At 51.5% G+C, this 20,780-nt stretch carries 10 protein-coding genes; 7 read left to right on the top strand and 3 right to left on the bottom strand.

The annotated features are described in order from the left end of the window. Positions 1 to 9 precede the first annotated feature (9 nt). On the bottom strand, positions 10 to 2,169 hold the full coding sequence (locus tag BMW65_RS07210; RefSeq protein WP_090604014.1) for an alpha-glucuronidase family glycosyl hydrolase: 2,160 nt from the start codon (positions 2,167 to 2,169) through the stop codon (positions 10 to 12). 25 nt (positions 2,170 to 2,194) lie between these two features. After that, a complete protein-coding gene (locus BMW65_RS07205) occupies positions 2,195 to 3,232 on the bottom strand; it encodes a LacI family DNA-binding transcriptional regulator (RefSeq protein ID WP_090604320.1) in 1,038 nt (345 codons plus the stop codon). A 292-nt stretch (positions 3,233 to 3,524) separates the two neighbouring features. Between BMW65_RS07205 and BMW65_RS07200 the strand changes: the two genes are divergently transcribed. The 6 genes from BMW65_RS07200 to BMW65_RS07175 all read left to right on the top strand — a co-directional run bounded on the left by BMW65_RS07200 (position 3,525) and on the right by BMW65_RS07175 (position 17,347). Beyond that, complete coding sequence (locus BMW65_RS07200; protein ID WP_090604012.1) at positions 3,525 to 6,626, top strand: SusC/RagA family TonB-linked outer membrane protein; 3,102 nt, start codon at positions 3,525 to 3,527, stop codon at positions 6,624 to 6,626. A gap of 11 nt (positions 6,627 to 6,637) precedes the next feature. After that, positions 6,638 to 8,572 (top strand): RagB/SusD family nutrient uptake outer membrane protein, encoded by a 1,935-nt coding sequence (locus BMW65_RS07195; protein ID WP_090604010.1) that lies wholly within the window; start codon positions 6,638 to 6,640, stop codon positions 8,570 to 8,572. A 339-nt stretch (positions 8,573 to 8,911) separates the two neighbouring features. After that, positions 8,912 to 12,088 (top strand): SusC/RagA family TonB-linked outer membrane protein, encoded by a 3,177-nt coding sequence (locus BMW65_RS07190; protein ID WP_090604009.1) that lies wholly within the window; start codon positions 8,912 to 8,914, stop codon positions 12,086 to 12,088. Between the two features lie 25 nt (positions 12,089 to 12,113). Beyond that, a complete protein-coding gene (locus BMW65_RS07185) occupies positions 12,114 to 13,760 on the top strand; it encodes a RagB/SusD family nutrient uptake outer membrane protein (RefSeq protein ID WP_218145357.1) in 1,647 nt (548 codons plus the stop codon). An 11-nt stretch (positions 13,761 to 13,771) separates the two neighbouring features. Further along, entirely contained in the window at positions 13,772 to 15,094 is a 1,323-nt protein-coding gene (locus BMW65_RS07180; RefSeq protein ID WP_090604007.1) for a glycan-binding surface protein, read from the top strand. 27 nt (positions 15,095 to 15,121) lie between these two features. Then, positions 15,122 to 17,347 (top strand): endo-1,4-beta-xylanase, encoded by a 2,226-nt coding sequence (locus tag BMW65_RS07175; RefSeq protein ID WP_218145356.1) that lies wholly within the window; start codon positions 15,122 to 15,124, stop codon positions 17,345 to 17,347. 106 nt (positions 17,348 to 17,453) lie between these two features. On the opposite strand, the gene BMW65_RS07170 is transcribed toward BMW65_RS07175, so the two are convergent. Further along, positions 17,454 to 18,569: a glycoside hydrolase family 43 protein gene (locus tag BMW65_RS07170; RefSeq protein WP_245747534.1), complete on the bottom strand. Its 1,116-nt coding sequence runs from the start codon at positions 18,567 to 18,569 to the stop codon at positions 17,454 to 17,456. Positions 18,570 to 18,670: 101 nt separating this feature from the next. Between BMW65_RS07170 and BMW65_RS07165 the strand changes: the two genes are divergently transcribed. After that, positions 18,671 to 20,686: a sialate O-acetylesterase gene (locus BMW65_RS07165; protein ID WP_245747533.1), complete on the top strand. Its 2,016-nt coding sequence runs from the start codon at positions 18,671 to 18,673 to the stop codon at positions 20,684 to 20,686. Positions 20,687 to 20,780 lie beyond the last annotated feature (94 nt).

The following is a 20,780-nucleotide window of genomic DNA, read 5'->3' as shown; positions in this document are numbered from 1 at the left end:
CACTGGTATTTATATCCCCGGCACAAAATGGAATTGCAAATGCTCATAATATTCCAGCGGATGCGCTGGCTGCTCCAGTCCTTCCGGGATGGGCATGCCCGAAAATTGCTGGAAGTACAGCACACAGGCATCGCGCCACAGGATGGCTTCCTCGTGCTGGACGGCCAGCAAATCACTTACCTCCTGAAAGACCGTCGAATCCACCTTGCCGCGCTGTGCTTCCCAGACGGCCTGCATGCCGGCCACTTCCGCTACGCCGCCATAATAGTGGCCGCAGAGCGTCTCCCAGAGCGTTTCGCCGGATTTCATCCGGAAATCCCAAGGGAGGTGGTGGAACCACAGAAGGTACTCATCGGGGCAGGTTTGCGGGTCTTCAAATCGCTTGCGTACCTCCGGTGTATATTGGCCTAAGGCATTGCTGCCCGAAGCGGTGCGGTCAAAGCCAATGCCATCTTTATCAGCCTGGTGGTAATACACCGACGTCCAGTCGGCCCGCTGTTTGTCCTTGATCCACGGCCCCGGTCCGTAGTGGTGGCTCCATCCCATTAGGTGATGGAGGCCGAGGGGTGTCATGTAGTTGACCACGGCCTCGCGCGACTGCATCATCAGGGGCAGCAGGGCACCGATGAGGGAAGCATCGTTGCCGAAGGTACGGCGTAGCCAATCCTCGGCAATGGTAGCGGCGTCGGCTTCGGGATCCCACGCCAGCTGGCCATAGGCAAACCAGTTGGCCTGTGCAAAGGGGTGTCCCGTCCAATTGGTGGCGGTACCCGTGTTGGCCACGCCGGCTATGGCCGTAAGCGATTGCCCGGTCAATGAGCCGTCAACGACACGCGCAACGGTTGATTGAGGGCCGTCGGCATAGGTGTCGGCCTGCAACGTTTCACTGAACAGGGTGCCTAAATAAGCCAGGTTGGTGGCAAAGCCGAGGTATTCCTGCGTGATCTGGAATTCCATCATCAGGGGCGTTTGGGGCATGGCCCCGAAGAGCGGATGGAAGGGTTCGCGCGGCTGGAAGTCGATTGCACCATTCTTGACCTGCACAATGACATTGCCACGGAATTGGCCGTCCAATGGTTTGAACTCGTTGTAAGCCTGCTTGGCCCGATCATCGGGTTCTTTGTCGTCATAAACAAAGGCACGCCACATGACCACGCCGTTGTGGGGTTCCAGCGCATCGGCCAGCATGTTGGCCCCGTCGGCATGGCTGCGCCCGTAGTTCTGCGGACCGGGTTGCCCTTCGGAATTGGCCTTCACCAGGAAGCCACCAAAGTCGGGAATATACCGGTAAATTTCCGCAACCTTTTCATTCCACCATTGCTGCACCTTGGGATTGAGCGGGTCGGCATCGGCAAGGCCGCCCAGTTCGATGGGGGCGCTGAACCGTGCAGACAGGTATACCTTGATGCCGTAGGGACGGAAGATGTCGGCCAGTGCCGCGGCCTTTTCAAGGTAGGGCGCCGTAAGCATGAGCGCGTTGGCATTCACATTGTTGAGCACCGTGCCGTTGATGCCGATGGAGGCATTGGCGCGGGCATAGTCCGTGTAACGCGGATCGCGGTATCCCGGCAGACGGTGCCAGTCCCACAGGGAGAAGCCCGCATAGCCGCGTTCCACGGTGCGGTCGAGGTTGTCCCAATGATTGAGCAGGCGCAATGTAACCTTGGGCCGGGTGGTGATGGCCACTTGTGTGATATCCTCGCCGCCTTGCAGCAGGCCAAGGAATGCGTAGGCACCGTATAGCACACCCTTGCTGGTATTGGCCAGGATGACCGTTGCCGGGCTGCCGTTGATGGTCGTGCTGTGGATGCCATATCCTTCCTCGCCCATGTGATCGAGATGTTCGCCAATGGCTTCACCAGCCAGCCAGGGGAGGGTAGCGGGGGTGCCGACAATCAGGGTGCCTGTCTTTTGGGGGGTATCAACCGATGTGGGGCGTTGCCCGAGCAAGCCATCCAATGCGGTGAGCAGTTCCTGCTTGGCAATGCTATCTGTTTGGTTTGCCACAGGGAAAAGCAGGGCTGTAAGCCGTTGCTTGTAGCCATCGGCCGTTTCTGTGGGTAAGGATTTGAAATCCAGCCACAACCGATAGCCGGATTGGGCCGCAACAGGAAGGCTGTATAGGCAAACTCCTGCCAGGAAGGACAAAATGCGGGTGTATGGGTTCATAATCGGCTTATTTTCATCATTGGTTTCATTGTGGTCGTTGGGTAGAATCCCGTATGATCAATTCATGGCGCAGCATGATGGTTGCCGCGGTATGCTGTTCACCATTTCCATTAAGCAGGTTGATGAGTGTTTTGGCTGCCATTTCTCCCATTTCAGGCCCCCGATAATTAACGGTAGTGAGGTTGGGTTCAACCACCGTAGCGATCGGATCGTTGTTAAATCCAGCAACGAGGATGTCTTTCGGGACGTATATGCCATTTCGTTTCAATTCCTGCATGCAAGCCACTGCGCAGGTATCATTGGCTACAAAGACGGCATCGGGCCGTTCCGTCAGTGCATAGATGTGTTTTGCGGTATGTATGCCGTCTTCTGCACTGAGGTTATTGACGATGAGCCAGCCTTCCTGGAATTGAATGCCATTGTCTAACAAGGCGTCTCTGTACCCCTTGAAGCGTTGGCTATAGACATTCCTGTTGAGATTACCCGCTACATGCATAATACGCCGGGCACCTTGCTGGATAAGGTAGGAAGTAAGCTCGTAGGCTGCTTTATAATTGTTGATGACGATATTCGGGCAGTTGGGGTGTTCGAATACGCGGTCAAAGAAAATCAAGGGAATATTTTTATCAAAGAAGCGCTTGAAATGGTCAATGCCTGTTGTCGTATAGGCCAGGGATACCAATAAACCATCCACTCTGTTATTAAACATGGTAACGGCGTTCTTCATTTCTTTTTCCATGGTCTCCAGGGATTGGCTGATGATTAGTTCATAGCCTGCTTCATTGGATACCTTTTCCATGCCAGCAATGACATCCGACATAAACATACTATTCAACCGGGGTACAATGACACCGATTGTATACGTTCGTTTTGTCCGCAGGTTGCGGGCAAAGGTGTTGAATCGGTATCCCATGCGCTCGGCTTGGGCAAAAATCCGATCTTTCGTAGCCTGCTTGATTGCGGGATGGTTTTTCAGCCCCCGGCTCACGGTTGCCGCTGATATTTGGAGGGCAGCCGCAATATCATAAATGGTTACTTCTTTTTTCTCGTTGGACGTACTCATTTGTTTGGTAAAAATACGGTTCACTAAATGGTTCGGCTAAAATAAGAAAAAAAGTTTTTTTTTGCAATCGGTTGCATAAATTAATTTTTGTTTCTACCTTTACCCACAGAAAGAAATAACCAAGGTCCGGGAGGACGTTATAAACCTTATCCAGATTCAATCATTTCGATGATAAGGTAGTTGTCAAAAGTGCCACATGCCAACGTTGGAACTGTGCAGTTGGGAAAATTGGTCAAGTGGATACGGTAAAGTAGCAATTAACTAAATTATTAAACCAATAAAATCCTACAGTATGATAAGCGTATACAAACCGGGATTGCGGCGACAGCGAGGGAAAGCCATCAAAGCCGCCTGTCTATCGTTGCTTTTGTTTTTTTATTCCGTATACACCATGGCCCAAGGCGGTGGCGTGGGGATATCAGGGATCGTTGTCGATGAAGGAGGCGTGGCGCTGAGTGGGGTTTCCATCCGGTCGAGTGTGGGCACAGCAAGCACGTCTACCGATGACGGCGGCCGCTTCACTATCCGTGTGCCTGCAAGCAGTGCATTGATATTCAGCTATGTTGGATATGCTACGCAAGAGATTAAAGTGGGCGAAGCTGACCAGCAATTGACCGTCACATTGGTAGGGGAAGCCAGTGCGTTAGATGAAGTGATTGTTGTGGGATACGGTGTCCAGCGGAAAGAAGCGGTGACAGGTTCGGTGGCCACAATCGGCGGCGATCAGATGCGCGACGTGCCATCGGCGAATATTTCGCAGGCCTTGCAAGGGCGTTTGCCGGGGGTACAGCTATCGCAAACCTCATCACAACCGGGCGCAACTACGCAAATCCGTATCCGTGGTACACGTTCGCTGAATGCCAGCAACGACCCGTTGGTGGTGCTCGATGGTATCCCCTTTGCGGGGTCCATCGGTGACATCAATCCGAACGACATTAAGAGTCTTGATATCCTCAAGGATGCTTCTGCAACCGCGATTTATGGGTCGCGCGGGGCCAACGGCGTGATATTGGTGACCACCAACAAAGGGCAGAGCGGGCAAGCGGCACGCGTATCCTACAACAGCTTTCAGGGTTTTAAAACTATTTTTTCCAAATATCCGATGATGAATGGACCGGAATTTGCCGCGCTCCGTGCCGCTGCTGGCCAGTACCAGAATGGATTGGATGAATCTGATGATGTCAATACCGATTGGCAGGATCTATTTTACCGAACCGGAAATACAATCAGCCAGGATGTCGGCGTTTCGGCTGGCACTGAAAAGGGCAACTATAATTTCGGCGGGGGCTACTTCCAGGATGAAGGCGTGGTTCCCACGCAAAAATACAGCCGTATTTCATTGCGCGGTACGGTCGATCAGCAACTGGGGGATTATTTCCGGGTCGGCTTTACCACCAACAACAATTATAATATGACAGAAGGTTCCCAAGTGGGGTTGTATGCCGCTTTAAGCATGTCGCCGATAGCCAATCCCTACAATGAGGACGGCACCTGGAAACGGACGATACGCATGCCCTTGGATGAGCCCTGGACGGCCACGAGGGAAATTATAGAAGGTGTACAAGACCAATGGTTAAACGAGACCCGGGCTTATGCTACATACAACTCCGTATATGGCGAAGTGAGTGTACCTTGGGTCGAGGGGCTGAAGTATCGAATCAATCTTGGTTTGGACTACCGCCAAAGCAATGGTGGGGCCTATACCGGGCAGGGCATAAACGCCACAAACCCCACCACACCTTCATCGGCTTCCATCAGCAACCAGCACACCTATCACTGGGTCGTTGAAAACCTGCTGACCTACGACCGTACGTTTGCTGAAAAACACAACATCAATGTAACGGCATTGTACTCTTCCGAGCAGAACAAATTCAACCAATCGGGTATAGCGGCAAGGGATATTCCCGCTGATGCATTCCAGTTCTATAACCTGGGGCAGGCAACAGGCGAAATTACGATCGATCCGAATGGACAGATCTATGAATTGTGGGGATTGATGTCGTGGATGGGCCGTGTCATGTATTCCTATGACGATCGCTATATGCTGTCGGCCACGCTGCGGTCCGACGGCTCCTCAAGGCTGGCATCGGGTCACAAATGGCACACGTATCCAGCGATATCAGCCGGATGGAATATTGGAAGAGAAGCGTTTATGCAAGACGTTTCCTTTGTGGACATGCTCAAACTGCGGGTGGGCTACGGGCAAACCTCCAATCAGGCTATTGCCCCCTATGCGACATTGGGGCGTTTGAACACCCGGCCGTATAATTTCGGCAGCGATAACTATGCTGTAGGCTATTATGTATCCCAATTGCCCAATGCAGGTTTGGGATGGGAATATTCGGAAACGTGGAACTATGGGTTGGACTTCTCCATCCTGAACAGCCGTTTGTCCGGTACCTTAGAGTATTATGTAACAAACACCAACGATGTGCTGTTGAATGTCAATCTGCCGAATACAGCGGGTGTGGGAAGTTACACGGCTAACATTGGGGAAACACAAAATAAAGGGTTGGAGCTTTCGCTCAATGGGGTGATATTGGATGACCACAATGGCTGGACTTGGGAAGCTGGTATCAACGTGTATGGCAACCGCAACAAGCTGGTGGCATTGGCTTCCGGACAGGACAGGGACGAAGGCAACTGGTGGTTCGTAGGACATCCCATTGATGTCGTTTTTGATTACGAGTATACGGGACTCTGGCAGGAGGGAGACCCTTACCTGGATATCCTGGAACCGGGTGGAAACGTGGGTATGGTCAAGGTAAAATACACCGGCGATTATAATGACGATGGGACACCTGCCCGGGCAATCGGGCTTGCCGACCGGCAAATTATCAATCTGCAGCCTGATTTTCAGGGCGGTTTCAACACGCGTGTTGCCTATAAAAATATTGATTTGAGCGCTGTAGGGATGTTCCAGCGCGGTGGCACGCTCATCAGTACGCTCCACACCGCATCCGGCTACCTGAATATGCTGAGCGGACGCAGGAATAACGTGCGGGTAGACTACTGGACGCCGGAAAATACCGATGCGCGGTATCCCATGCCCGGTGGTATTATCAGCGGCGACAATCCGAAGTACGGCAGTACCCTGGGTTACTTCGATGCATCGCACCTGAAGATACGCACGCTGTCACTGGGCTATAACTTCGACGGCAGCGATTGGGTGCAACGTGCCGGCATTGACCGGTTGCGGTTTTATTTCACGGTACAGAATCCATTTGTCTTGTTCTCTCCCTATAACAGGGAGACCGGATTGGATCCGGAAACCAACTCCTATGCTGACGAAAATGCGGCGGTAACCAATACGTACCGGCCCCGGTTATTGACGATTGGTACGAATTCGCCGGCAACGCGTAGTTACTTGTTTGGTATTAACCTGGTATTTTAAAGAAAATAGTAATGAAACAGACACGTAATATCAATTATATAGGAGCAGCCGTGATAGCGTTGTTCTTTTCGGCATGCGCTAAGATTTTGGACGAACAACCGCGTAGCATTTATGAGCCCGGTTTTTTCACGACCGAAAAAGGCGTCCAAGGTGGAATAACCTCCATGTACGCACACCTGCGTTACATTTATGGGCAGGCTTACTATTATAACACGACCCTCACGGGCACCGATGAGGCAACGTATGGGCAAGGGGCGGACGAAAACTTCCTGGTCATGGACCTCAGCGGGCAGGGACAGATCACGCCGATCAACAGCCGTGCTGATGTCCTGTGGGGCACTGCATTCAGCAATATCAACACGGCAAGCGGTATCATTGAAAATGCCGCAGAAGTAGGTACAATCTCAAATGCGTTGATCGCCGAAGCCAGGTTCTTCCGGGCGTTCGACTATTTCATACTGGTGCAGACCTTTGGCGGGATACCGCTGGATTTGGGTGCAGGCGAACTGGCGTTCAACACCAATCCCAGCAGGACCTCCGCGCGGAATACCGTGCCTGAGGTGTACACCAAAGCTATTTTCCCGGATTTGCTGGTCGCGGTAAATGATTTGCCGGATGCCGGCCGGGTAACGGGCGGTGTCACCAAAACGGTTGCTCGCCTATATCTCGCAAAAGCTTACCTGACCTACGGATGGTGGCTGGAAAACCCGAATAATATTCCGACCTATCCGGAGACCAATCGTGTCGATCCGGATGGACATGATGCCCAGTGGTACTACCAGCAGGCATATGATGTGGCAACAGCGGGTATCGACAACCCGGGGCCCTTCGGTTTACAGCCGACATTCTACGACGTCAATTTGGGGCCAAATGATCGCAACAACGAAATCTTGTTGTATGCCGACCATACGGAGAGCAGTGAATTTTACAACGCAGGAAGCCTTACGTATAGCAATGGTGAAGCTCCGGAGAACTTTGCCGGATGGATGATGACATGGAATTATACCGAAATCCGAAGCAGTTCGTCCAACTCGGGGTGGACGGCTATGAGTTCCGTCCAGCGTGAAGCCGAGCAAGCGCTCGGGCGGCCGTGGATGCGGATGAGTCCCACGATTGGAGCGATTACCAATACCTTTGCCGACAAGACCAATGACTCCCGCTACGATGGCACGTTTACCACCGTTTATCGTGGCAACTGGGATAAGGCCGGTGTCAGTGGCCCGGTGTACAACGTAAATTTTGCGCCGGTAAACCCCGGCGATGCGATACTGACCTTTCTGGATGAGGAACCGGAAGGAACTATTGATTACTCCAATTCGACCTATAATAGTAACGTCGGCGCAGGTATACTGCCCGGAAGGAGCGATTTTGTGGTGTCGCCCCGTGGCGTCAGTCGGCGCGTCTATCCCGGGCTTTGGAAACTTGGCCCTTACCGCACCGATAATGGCGATGGATTGGGGCAGCCGAATGCAGCGAGCACGCGGCCGTTTAATATTGCTAAATTCTCAGAGCTCTACCTTATCGCGGCTGAGGCCGCTGTGAAAGGTGCATCGGGTACGCGTAGCGCGCGGGATCTTATCAACGTCATCCGTGAGCGCGCGGGAAAGTGGCGCTGGGATAACAACGGAAATGTGGAGAAAATAGCCGATAATAGTGCCGCCTTGGTCGCTGCCACACCGGCGACGATAGACATCGACTATATCTTGGCCGAACGGTCACGTGAATACTATGGTGAAGGTTATCGGTGGTACGATCTGATACGTACACAGAAATGGACCGAATTGGCGGGTACGTATGAAATCTGCGGACCCAATATCGGTGACCATACGCCGCAAACGGTGACACGAAGTATCCAGCCATATCACTACTTGCGGCCCATTCCGCAGGGCCAGCTGGATGCGATGGAAGGGGAGACCGAAATGTATCAGAATCCAGGATACAATTAACCTGAATGTCCAATTAACAAGGCCGGTAGTGTCCACGATGAGGGGATCTACCGGCCTTATGGATTGGAGCGTCTTTTGCCTTTATGTAAAAACATGCAATCGGTTGCGGTTTTCATTTTTTATTTTTAGATTTGTGGGTAGCGGAATAACCAAACCCCTTTTGGGGTGCTTATAAACCGATTTTCAGACCTTTTTGCATCGGTGGAAGAACATATTTGGATACCGGACGGCTTTGCATGCCAACGTTGGTTTTCAGTTTATGGTGGCTAACCGGTGTATGCGTCTGTCCAGGCAACGGGGATAATACTAATCAATTATATCAATTAAAGCTTATAAAATATGAATGCAAAATTGAAACAATTTCTTGCTTTTGTTTTTGCTTTCCTGTGGGCTTTCCATGTGCAAGCTCAGCAGCCTGTAACGGGGAAGGTAGTCGACCAAAACGATGAGCCCATCTCGGGGGTAAACATCAACGTAAAGGGAACCAGCAATGGTACCTACACCCGGGAGGATGGTTCGTTCGAAATCACCAATGTTCCTGACGGAAGCACGTTGGTATTCTCCCATTTGGGTTATTATACACAGGAGCACCTGGTAGAAAGCCGATCCGATATCCGTATCCAGCTATCGGAAGACCCCAATACGTTGGATGAAGTGGTGGTCATTGGTTATGGAACGCAAAAGCGGTCTGATCTGACGGGGGCCATAAGCTCGATAAACGAAAAATCCATTTCGGAATCGGGGGTCGTCAATATCGATCAGGTATTGCAGGGGCGCGTGGCGGGTGTGCAGTTTCAGCAAAACTCCGGAATGCCCGGGGCGAGCAATTCGGTCAGGATAAGGGGCATCAGTTCGCTCAGTGCATCCACGGAACCGATTTACGTGATAGATGGTGTCATCATTGAAGGCGGGGCTGCCGGCGGGGATAATACCAATACCAACGCACTCGCCTCCATCAACCCCATGGATATCGTTTCCGTGGATGTGCTGAAAGATGCATCGGCAACGGCTATCTATGGTTCCAGGGCGTCCAATGGGGTCATTGTGATTACCACGAGGCGGGGGAAAGCCGGATTTTCTACCCTGAGTTACCACGGCTATACCGGCATGCAGCAGATTCCCAAAAAGATGGATGTCTTGAACTTAAGGCAATATGCGGCGCATCGAAATACGTTGGCGGATTATAACATCTCCACGCCGAACAACAATTTCATCCGTCCTGATTTGTTGGGTGAAGGCACCGATTGGCAAAGCGAACTTTTTAATAATGCGCAGATGAACAACCACAACGTTTCCATCTCCGGCGGCAGTGAGCGGAATACCTACGCGTTGACCGGCGGGTTATTAAAACAGGATGGCATTGCGGCGGGCTCCGGATTTAAGCGCCTTACCTTAACGGGCAATTTTGAATCGCAGGTCAAAAGTTATTTAAAAGCCGGTATAAATTTCGCATTTAACCACTTGAATCAGACGTTGACGGTTTCCGACCAGTCCTTGGTCTCCATCGCGCTGAGGACAACTCCGGATGTGCCTGTAAGGAACGCTGATGGGTCGTTTGCCGCATCTGATGAACAATTCATGCCTACCAACCCAATGGCAATGGCAACGCTTATCGATAACCGGATGGAATCTTACGGTATCCGGGGCAATACATTTGCCTCAGCGGATATCCTTTCCGGCCTGACCTTCCGGACGGAGGTCTCGTTTGATTACAGTACGCCCAATTCGTACCGGTTCCAACCAACTTACTACCTCTCGCCAACCCAATTCATGGACAACAACGAAGGAACCTATTCGAAGCAATTTAACCAATTCTGGACATGGCGGAATATATTGACGTATACCAAAGCATTCGGTGTACATAGTATTGATGCAATGTTGGGCCAGGAAATGCAGAAAACATCCTGGGAGTTCCTGGGTGGATCACGGACAGGCTATACGACCAATGGATCAACGGACTTGTCGTTGGGGGATGCAACGACGGCGGCCAACACGGGGTATTCGGGCGCAAGTTCCATCCTGTCCGAATTTGGCAGGGTTTTTTATTCATATGACGACAGGTATTTGCTGACGGCTACGTTGAGAAGGGACAGGTCTTCGAAATTTGCTCCCGAAAACCGTACCGGATGGTTTCCTTCTGCTGCATTTGCATGGAAGGTTTCCAGTGAAGGGTTTTTGCGGGATCATCCAACAATCAACAACCTGAAGCTGCGCCTGGGGTGGGGGCTCGTGGGCAACCAGAATATTCCAGACAACTATGCATATATCGCTACATATGGCACTGCGACGACGATCTGGGGCACCGGATTGATAGCGGCCAATACACCCAACGAAGATTTGAAATGGGAGAGCACAACCTCCAGTAACCTGGGTATCGACCTCGGCCTGTGGCAGGACAGGGTAAATTTCACGGTTGATTTCTACCATAAGAAGACCGAAAACCTGCTCTTGCAGGCCTCGCTACCGGTATACGCGGGCACTGCGGGTACAGGCGCGAGCGGCCGCCCTTGGGTAAACCTTGGTTCCTTACAGAATAGGGGGATTGAATTTACACTGGCGACGACGAATTTCCAGCGGGATAATTTCCGGTGGCATACCAATCTCGTTTTTTCGTTGAATAGGAACAAGGTGCTGGCCATCAATACACAGACCGGTATCGACTCGCGGACCATCGAGAGCAGCACGTATGGTGTGAATGACAGCCCGGTTATCAACCAAACGATAGTGGGGCAACCCATCGGGCAGTTCTATGGCTATCAGATTGTTGGCCGGTTTGAGCAGGCTACAGACTTTTATTACAAAGACGAAGCGGGCGACATCCATCGGATCCCGGTGATGTTTGATCTTCCCATCGACGAACAAACGGGTGTATGGGTTGGCGACTACATCTATCGGGACGTCAATTTCGATGGGATAATCGACGAACAGGACCGCGCTTTCATCGGAAATCCGGCACCGGATTTTACCTTCGGTGTTGGTAATACGTTTAATTACCGGAATTGGGATTTGACCGTATTTCTGACAGGTTCATACGGCAATGACGTCATCAATTATTCGCGCAGGTTCCTGGAAAATCCACGCAGGAATATCTCAAACCTCTACGCCAAGGCGCTTAATTACGCACGCCTTGAGCTGATCGATCCGGATGGACCGAATGATTACCGGAATGTGCGGGTCGCAGGAGGAGATGGGGACATGAGCCGGCTGGCAATCGGCCAGCAAACATCGAATTACAACTATGCGTTCAGCGACCGTTATGTCGAAGACGGATCTTACCTCCGTATCCAGAACATCACCCTGGCCTATAACTTTCCGACGAGGTGGATGGAACGGATAAAGCTCCAGAACCTGAAGATTTATGCCAACCTGCAAAATGTATACACATTTACCAATTATTCAGGCTATGATCCGGAAATTGGCATTACCTACAGCGGCGGCAACCAGCTGAATGGTGTGGATAACGGACGATACCCAGCTCCGCGCATTTATACTTTAGGTGTTAATCTTAGTTTGTAAAATCATGAAAAATAGATTTATAACAATGAAACCCATCTATGTGCTGCTGGCTTCGGTGATTGCTGTGCTCACGCAGTCGTGCAGCGATTTCCTGGATATAAAACCCAATAATCTGATTACCGGGGAAAGCTTGACGGAAGAAAACCTGCCTTCATTGACCTCGCCGTTATATAATGTGGTTTGGTCGGATTTCAACAGGCAGTTTTACTATGGATTGGGCGATGGTGCTTCCTATAATTTATATGCGCCATTCTCGGATTATGTCTACCCGTTTGCCGATCTCGCGGTCACCGGCCTTACCGGTCCGTTGGTCAGTGCATGGCAATCTTTTTATGTGGTTATCCAGCAGTCCAACAAGGTCATCATCAGCATCAACCAAAGTTCGGCCAGCGATGAAGAAAAACGGACTTATATCGCTGAAGCCCGTTTCATGCGCGGCGTGGCGTATTGGTATTTAGCCTCGCTGTGGGGGAATGCCATCATTACCGAAGACCCCAGTCCGATTGTCAATAATCCGGTCATCAACAGCCATCCAAGGAAGGATGTCTTTGAGTTTGCTATCCGGGATCTCGAATATGCCGCTAAATACCTGCCCCCGGTTTCATTGCAATCCGGAAGGGTGAATAAGTTTTCGGCATTCGGGATGCTGTCCCGTGTATACCTGGCGTATTCCGGTTATGTAGACAACGAAGCCAATCCGAACGGCGGTACGCGCAACCAGACTTACCTGGATTTGGCCAAACGGGCTGCAGCGGCAGTGATTACACAAAGCAGTTACCGGTTGATGGATAGTTATCCGGATCTCTTCAAAATTGAAAACAATAACAACAGCGAATCGATGTTTGCCTTGCAATGGGTTCCCGGCCTCAGCAGTGCTACGGGCTGGGGCTATATCAATCCGCAGCAAGCCTATTTTGCTTCCAGCTCACAGCTAACGGGCGATGATGCGGCCTGGGGGGATTGGACAAGGGCAACATACGACGTGATTAAAGAATATGAGCCAAGGGATTCCATTCGCCGCAAGGCTACCTGGATGGGATATGGAGATTTCTATCCGGAGATCAGCAAAGCTGCGGGCGGATACCTCAATGAGCGGGGAAATGGCCAGCAATTCTTAAATGTAAAGAAAGGGGTGGTGGGATCCTCCCGGGACAACGCGGCGATAGCACGTATGAATTCAGCGCTCAATACCTATATGTTGCGGCTGGCCGAGGTCTATTTAAATTATGCGGAAGCCGAACTCGGGAACGCGGCATCAAGCAGTGATGAACAGGCGCTTTTTTATTTCAACGAAGTGCGCAGACGTGCGGGCTTGGATCCCAAGACAAGCATCACCTATAACGATATCCGCCATGAAAGGCGTGTTGAATTTTGTATGGAGGGCTTATATTGGTATGACTTGCTGAGCAGGGCGTATTACAAACAGCAGGAAGTGATCAACTACATCGAATCGCAAGACCGGGGTACGATTGTACCGTTTCTTTTTGATGCACCTAACGTGCTCAGGGAAGACCCGGATAGGGACCGTGAAACGAGGGCCGTCGGAAATGTGACCCCTGCCATATTCCTGTTGCCATACCCCGAGTCGGAGCTGATACAAAACCCGCTATTGCGGGAGCCGCCGGTCCCGTATGAATTCACTGAGGAGAAAATCACCGATCTGTTTGATTAAAGAATGTTGGCATGAAAAGCTTAATTAAGAATAAAAGTATATACCAAGGGGCGGCCCACGCGGCCCTGGCGGCGTTTCTTTTGGTTTTGTTGTTGAATGGCTGCAAAAAGAGTGATGAGGCTTCCGGCGGACCGATGCGCATCGATGTGGTGTATTTGCAGGACGTCAATTCGGATGTGCCGGACAGGGCCGTGGAGTTTGCGCGTATCGGCCAGACCATACGCATTGAAGGGGAGGGGTTTTCAGGGGTTGAACGCATCTTTATCAATGGGTACCAGACGTCGTTTAACTCGGCGTTGTTTACTGACCATAATATTTGGTTGTCCATCGCGGCGGAAACCCCGACATTTGATGCCAACCCGGACGAACGTAATACCATCGTGCTCGAAAAAGGAGGACAGCTGTACCAATATGCCTTTGAAATCCGGTCGTCGGCACCCACTGTAACGAGCATTTCGCATACCATGCCACAGGCGGGTGAGGAAATTACCATCTATGGCACAGGCTTACAGGGAATAGAAAGCATTACGTTTCCCGGTGGGATAACCGTCACAAGCGGTATCGTCTCGGACGACGAGGAAGGAACCTATTGTACGGTTACGGTACCTGATAACGTATCCGACGAAGGTGGTGCATTGTTGTTGGTGGGAGCCAATGGAGGGGTCTATTCCCCGGCGTATTTCAATTTTAAGCGGGGACTGCTGCACAACTTTGATAACGTGAATACGGCATCATGGAGCAACGGCGAGATATCCGAGGATCTGGATGCGCTGCTGCCCGCCGATGGAAATGGGCCGAAATCCCAAGGTCTATACCGATCGCTCAACAAGGACAGCCGGACGATGGCAGCCTCCGATGCCGCTGTAGACATTACCCGCTATTGGATCAACAACGGCGTGTGGGGGAGTATGATTGACAACACGGTCATCCCGGGTACGACATCGACCGATCAGGTGGCGGTGCAGCTGGATATCTATGTGCAAGGCGAATGGAACTCGGGAAATATCCGGTTTGTCGTCGCTGACGGCTTCGGCACCACCCGCTACTGCATGCTGTATGCCCCATGGGAGTCGGGCGGATCGCGTGTTCCGTTCGAGAATCCGGGCCATTGGTTTACCGTTACCTTGCCTTTCAGCGACAGCGAAGACTTCGCGGGCATGGATTTCCAGGGGGTATTGTCCCTGCTTTCCACAGTGACTTACGCACAGGCGGGCCCGTGGCTGGAGAATGGGCCGATCAATGGGGTGCCCGCGGAAAATACGAACGTAAACGTCTATTTTGACAATATCCGCATTGTGCCATTAAGTACACCCGCATTCAGCGATTTCGAGTAAACGTATGGTTAAACCTTTAGTTTGAAAATGATGAATAGAAAGATAAATATGCACAACGGTCTGCTCATGGCCTGTGTGCTGCTGCTGTCCATGCTTGGTGCCTGTGATAAAAACAAGATGGAATGGGGGAGGGACCCGCGATACGGGCAGGTCACGATGGCGGAGTTGCCATTGGAATTGCGCGAAGCGATTTCGAGGTATGATGTACTGAAAAGCTACTCCGATTTTACACTCGGCGTCGGAATAGATTTCGCCTTGTATTCGAGTGATCAGACCTATAGGACCTTGGTGAATGAAAATTTTCACGAGGTTGTAGCCGGCTATGAAATGAAACACGGGTCTATGGTGGGGGCAGATGGCGCGATTAATTTCGGACCCGTGGACGCGGTCATTGACCAGCTGGTGGCGGCCAACTTACGTGTATATGGGCACACGCTGGTTTGGCATCAAAATCAAAATGCGAGTTATTTGAACAGTCTGATAGCGCCTACGGTCGTGCCTGCGGCAGGTGGCAGTGTACTGGACGTGAGTCCGCTGGCAGACGGCTCATTCTCCGGTTGGAGCAGAAATAACGCAGGAGGCATGACGTTGGTGGACAATGGTGGGCTCAGCAATGGCCCAGCGCTGCGCCTGGAGGTCACTGCTGCCGGAAATGAATGGGATACCCAGTTGATGAGCCCTGGCATTCCTGCCACAGCAGGACACCGCTACGAAATATCCTTTTGGATAAAGTCAGACGGGCCGGGAAACGGACGGATGTCTTTTGACGGGATGGCCAATAATTATCCGTGGTTAAATGGGGCAGCGCTATTCGAAACCAGTGGGGTGTGGACTAAAATGACGTATAGCACATCGACTTTGGGGGCCGACTTTACCGCAACCGCCAGTACGATAAAGCTTGCATTCGATTTGGGTAAGGTGCCCGGTGTTTATTACGTGGATATCAATTCGATCAGTGTCATCGATGAAGATGCGGCGCCGACGGAATATAATCACGTGCCTAACGGTGGATTTGAATCCGGGAGTTTAGGCGACTGGGCGGCGCTGAACCCCGGTGCGGGAATTGAAGTTGTTGGTGAGGATGTTCATGCGGGCAGCTATGCGGTGAAAATGACCACGTCCGCAACCGCAGCTAATGCGTGGGATTTGCAACTCGAAAGCCCCGGACTGCCGCTGCAGGCAGGTAACGACTATACCTTTTCTTTTTATGTGAAATCCAGCGTGGCGGGCCAGGGCAGGGTTTCGTTCCCCGGTCTGACCAATCAATATCCGTGGCTGGACTGGCGGGGTACAGGTGCCGGTGAGTCGTTTACGACGGGCACGGATTGGTCGTTGATCAGTGTTGATTTGGATGGGATAGCCTATAGCTCGGGTACCAGTGTAAAACTGAGCTTTGATTTTGGCTATTTACCGGGTGTCACTTACTATATAGACGACATAAAGGTCGTCGAAAAAGGCGGCGGAGGATCTCCGGGTGGAACGCTCATCATTGAGAAAACACCTGAAGAGAAAAAACAGCTTATCGGAGGGGCGTTGGAAACGTGGATTACGGCGATGGTTTCCCATTATCAGGGCAGTGTCCATGCGTGGGACGTGGTGAACGAGCCGATGACCGAGAGTGGAACCTTAAGAACCGGAGCTAATGTCGTGGATCCGGCCAGCGATGAATTTTATTGGCAGGACTATTTGGGAGAAGATTATGCTGTGCTGGCATTTAACTTGGCACGCAAGCAAGCGAAGCCTACGGATAAGTTATTTATCAATGATTATAACCTGGAAAGCGGATCATTAGCGAAACTTGATGGCTTGATCGACTATGTAAATTACATGGAAAGTCAGGGCGCTGCCGTAGACGGTATCGGCACACAGATGCACTTGTCACTCAGTTCCAACAGGGATAATATTGCCGCGATGTTTGAGAAGCTGGCAGCGACGGGCAAATTGATCAAGGTATCTGAACTGGATATCCAGGTGGGCACCACTTCTCCAACAATGGAACAATATGCGGAGCAGGCAGCGCTATACCGTTATGTGGTGGAAATGTATAACACCCATATTCCAAAAGAACAGCAATTTGGAATAACGGTCTGGGGTATTTCGGATAATGCCCAGGAACACCAATACTGGCTGCCTGAGGATGCACCGAACCTTTGGGACCAAAATTACGCACGTAAGCATGCGTACAAGGGATTCGCCGATGGATTAGCGGGTAGGGACGTTAGTGAGGAATTTAGTGGCGAGCTGGAATATTAATTAACCGAATCCTGTAATAAGTCGATCATGTCGACCATTAACATGAAAGGCTGTTTCACTTACCGAAACAGCCTTTTTCATTGGATTTTTTCAGGAGCAGTACGCGTTAGATGGGGTCGGCATTGCGGTATGGATTTATCGTTCGGATGCGTCCGTCATTGTCGTACTGGAGTTCGGTCACTTTGATGTTGCGCAGATGCGTCTTGCCGCCGGACAATTGGGTGTCGTGGTAGAACAGCCACCATTTACCGCCGTGCTCGACAATGGAGTGATGGGTAGTCCATCCGATGACCGGGGTCATGATCACACCTTGGTAGGTGAACGGCCCGTAAGGATTATCCCCGATGGCGTATACCAATTGATGGGTATCGCCAGTGGAATAAGACAGGTAATAATTGTCCTTGTACTTGTGCATCCAGGAGCCTTCAAAGAAGCGCCGGTCGTGGTCGCCCGTAAGCAGGGGTTGCCCGTTCTCGTCCAGAATAAGCACATCCCGCACGGCTTCGGCAAATTGGAGCATGTCATCCGTTAGGCGGGCTACCTTTGGTGTCAATGCAGGGAGGCTATCATTTTCCAGATCGGTGGATGAACCCTGCGGATCATACTCGCCCGATGCCCAGCGTTGCAACTGGCCGCCCCATATGCCGCCAAAGTACAGGTAGGAGGTACTGTCCGTATCCGTAAATACGGTAGGATCCATGCTGAAACTGCCTTGGATGGGCTCCGGCTCAGCGGCAAAAGGTCCTGTGGGTTTATCGGACGTGGCTACGCCGATGCGGAAAATATCCTGCTTGTCTTTTGCCGGGAAGTAGAAATAGTATTTGCCATTTTTGTGGGCTGCATCCGGTGCCCAGAGCTGCCTTCCGGCCCAGGGAATGTCTTCCAGTTTTAGCGCCACGCCATGGTCTGTGACCTCACCACCTACACTATCCATGGAAAATACATGGTAGTCGCGCATGTCGAAGTGGTCGCCATTGTCGTTCTCCGGTGTCCCGGCATCGATATCATGTGATGGATAGACGTAAATTTTGCCCTCGAACACATGGGCGGAGGGATCGGCTGTATAACTATGGGAAACCAGTGGCTGGGATATGGCCCCTTCGAAACGTGGATCGCCGTCACCGTCAGCAGATTGCGATGATCGCTGTTGGCACCCTATCAGCAGGAAAATGCTAACAGGAAAGGCAGTTAGGGCCGGAAAATAGAATCTTTTCTTCATCATTACTAAGGTTTAATGGTTAGTCAAATTAAGGCGCTTCTTTTCCTGAGAATGCAACCGATTGCAATATTAACTAATTTTTTGTATACTTGCCAAGTAAACCCATGTGTTTAACCAAATTAGCTAAAGAAACGATGACTATCAAGGAAGCAGCACGGACGTCACTGTCGGGTACTATTCGCATCGCCATACTTTTCCTTTTTTTCCAGGGGATGTTGTGTTCGTCGGTCGTTGCAGATGTGAGGCTTCCTGCCCTTGTCAGTGACGGGATGGTATTACAGCGCGGCGTAGACCTGAAGATTTGGGGCTGGGCGTCTCCCAATGAACGAGTCGCAATGCAGTTTGCGGGCAAATCGTATCGAGCAGTGGCTGGGCGCGACGGGAAGTGGCTCGTGGTACTGCCGCCCATGGATGCGGGAGGGCCTTACACCATGGATATCCAAGGAGATAACCAAGTCACTGTCCGGGATATTCTCATCGGCGATGTCTGGTTCTGTTCGGGTCAGTCAAACATGGTGTTGCCCATGGAACGCATCAAAGAGAAGTACCCTGATGCGATAGCTTCGGCAGCGTATCCCCAAATACGCAATTTTTTTGTGCCCACGGCTGCGGATGTCCGTAAGGTACAGGATGACCTACCACCGGGAAAATGGGTGACGACGACACCTGAACATGTTCTGCCGATGGGTGGCGCGACTTTTTTCTTTGCCCGGCAACTTTATGAAAGGTATCGGGTACCCATCGGTATTATCAACGCCAGCGTGGGCGGTACGCCGGCACAGGCCTGGGTTAGTGCAGACGGGCTGGGGAATTTGGAACCTTATGCTGCACATATTGCTGCCTTGCAGGATACTGCGTATTACCGTGTCCTCACAATGCCCGATGAGGTACCGTCGCAACCTAAACCATTTCCGGTGGATAAGGGTACCACTGGCCCGGTGGCTTGGTTCGACCCGGCTTACGAGCCGCAGGGCTGGCGTCCGTTTTGGATGCCGGGTTACTGGGACGATCAAGGGACAAGGAATCTGCATGGCGTGCTTTGGTTTAGGAAGGAAGTAGACATTCCGCCAGCTATGGCGGGACGCCCGGCGAAATTGTTTCTTGGGCGTATCGTAGATGCCGATGAGACCTATGTAAATGGCATTAAAGTGGGCAATATTACCTACCAATACCCCCCGCGCCGCTATGAAATACCCGAAGGGGTTTTGAAGGGAGGGAAAAATCTTATTGTGGTACGGGTGACCAACACTGCGGGTAAGGGTGGGTTTGTGCCCGATAAAAATTATTCGCTGACCGATGGCGAACATACCATTGACCTACGGGGTGATTGGATGTACCAAATCGGCATGGTGCAGCCGCCTACGCTCGATGGTTCAACTGCCCGTGCACCGGTATTCAGCGCGCAGAATGAACCCACGGGGCTGTATAATACCATGGTGGCTCCGGCTGCTGACTATGCCATCAAGGGGTTTCTTTGGTACCAGGGCGAAGCCAATACCCACCGTCCGGACGATTACGGGTCGCTAATGAAAGCATTGATTGCAGATTGGAGAAACAAATGGGGGCTGGGCGCACTGCCATTCATCTATGTACAGCTTCCCAACTTCATGGAGGTGGATTTTTCGCCTACGGAAAGTAATTGGGCACTGCTCCGTGAGCAGCAACTGCAAACGTTGTCCGTGCCCCACACGGCGATGGCCGTGGCTATCGATCTCGGCGAGTGGAATGATATCCATCCGTTGAATAAGAAGGACGTAGGCGAGCGATTGGCGCTGGCTGCGGAAAAGCTGGCCTATGGGGATACGGGTGTCGTGCATTCTGGGCCTATCGTGGAATCGGTGGAAGTGAAAGGCAACCAAATTATCGTATCCTTTGATCAAGTTGGCAGCGGTCTGGTTGCTAAAGACGGCGGTGATCTGTGCCATTTTGCCATTGCTGGAGCGGATAAACATTTTGTGTGGGCAAATGCCCGAATTGAGAGGAACACCGTGGTCATATGGAATGACGATATTGACAAGCCATTGTACGTCCGGTATGGGTGGGCAGACAACCCGGAATGTGCCAACCTCTACAACAAGGAGGGGTTGCCGGCATCGCCATTCCGGACGGATCAGCCATAAAACGAAATATAGCGGTCGCCTGAAAAAAGTGACGTAAATCACTAAAAAATGAGAGGTTAATTTTATCCATTCTAAATAAAAACAAATTAATTTT

Origin of the sequence: Parapedobacter koreensis, assembly GCF_900109365.1 — a bacterium.
GTDB classification, from domain to species: Bacteria; Bacteroidota; Bacteroidia; order Sphingobacteriales; family Sphingobacteriaceae; genus Parapedobacter; species Parapedobacter koreensis.
Note: the sequence above shows the minus strand (reverse complement) of the source record. Positions and strands in the feature narration are given on the sequence as shown.

Coding starts and splice junctions, on each gene's coding strand:
- BMW65_RS07210 (WP_090604014.1), bottom strand. CDS start 2,169: ATGAACCCATACACCCGCATTTTGTCCTTCCTGGCAGGAGTTTGCCTA.
- BMW65_RS07205 (WP_090604320.1), bottom strand. CDS start 3,232: ATGAGTACGTCCAACGAGAAAAAAGAAGTAACCATTTATGATATTGCG.
- BMW65_RS07200 (WP_090604012.1), top strand. CDS start 3,525: ATGATAAGCGTATACAAACCGGGATTGCGGCGACAGCGAGGGAAAGCC.
- BMW65_RS07195 (WP_090604010.1), top strand. CDS start 6,638: ATGAAACAGACACGTAATATCAATTATATAGGAGCAGCCGTGATAGCG.
- BMW65_RS07190 (WP_090604009.1), top strand. CDS start 8,912: ATGAATGCAAAATTGAAACAATTTCTTGCTTTTGTTTTTGCTTTCCTG.
- BMW65_RS07185 (WP_218145357.1), top strand. CDS start 12,114: ATGAAACCCATCTATGTGCTGCTGGCTTCGGTGATTGCTGTGCTCACG.
- BMW65_RS07180 (WP_090604007.1), top strand. CDS start 13,772: ATGAAAAGCTTAATTAAGAATAAAAGTATATACCAAGGGGCGGCCCAC.
- BMW65_RS07175 (WP_218145356.1), top strand. CDS start 15,122: ATGATGAATAGAAAGATAAATATGCACAACGGTCTGCTCATGGCCTGT.
- BMW65_RS07170 (WP_245747534.1), bottom strand. CDS start 18,569: ATGATGAAGAAAAGATTCTATTTTCCGGCCCTAACTGCCTTTCCTGTT.
- BMW65_RS07165 (WP_245747533.1), top strand. CDS start 18,671: ATGTGTTTAACCAAATTAGCTAAAGAAACGATGACTATCAAGGAAGCA.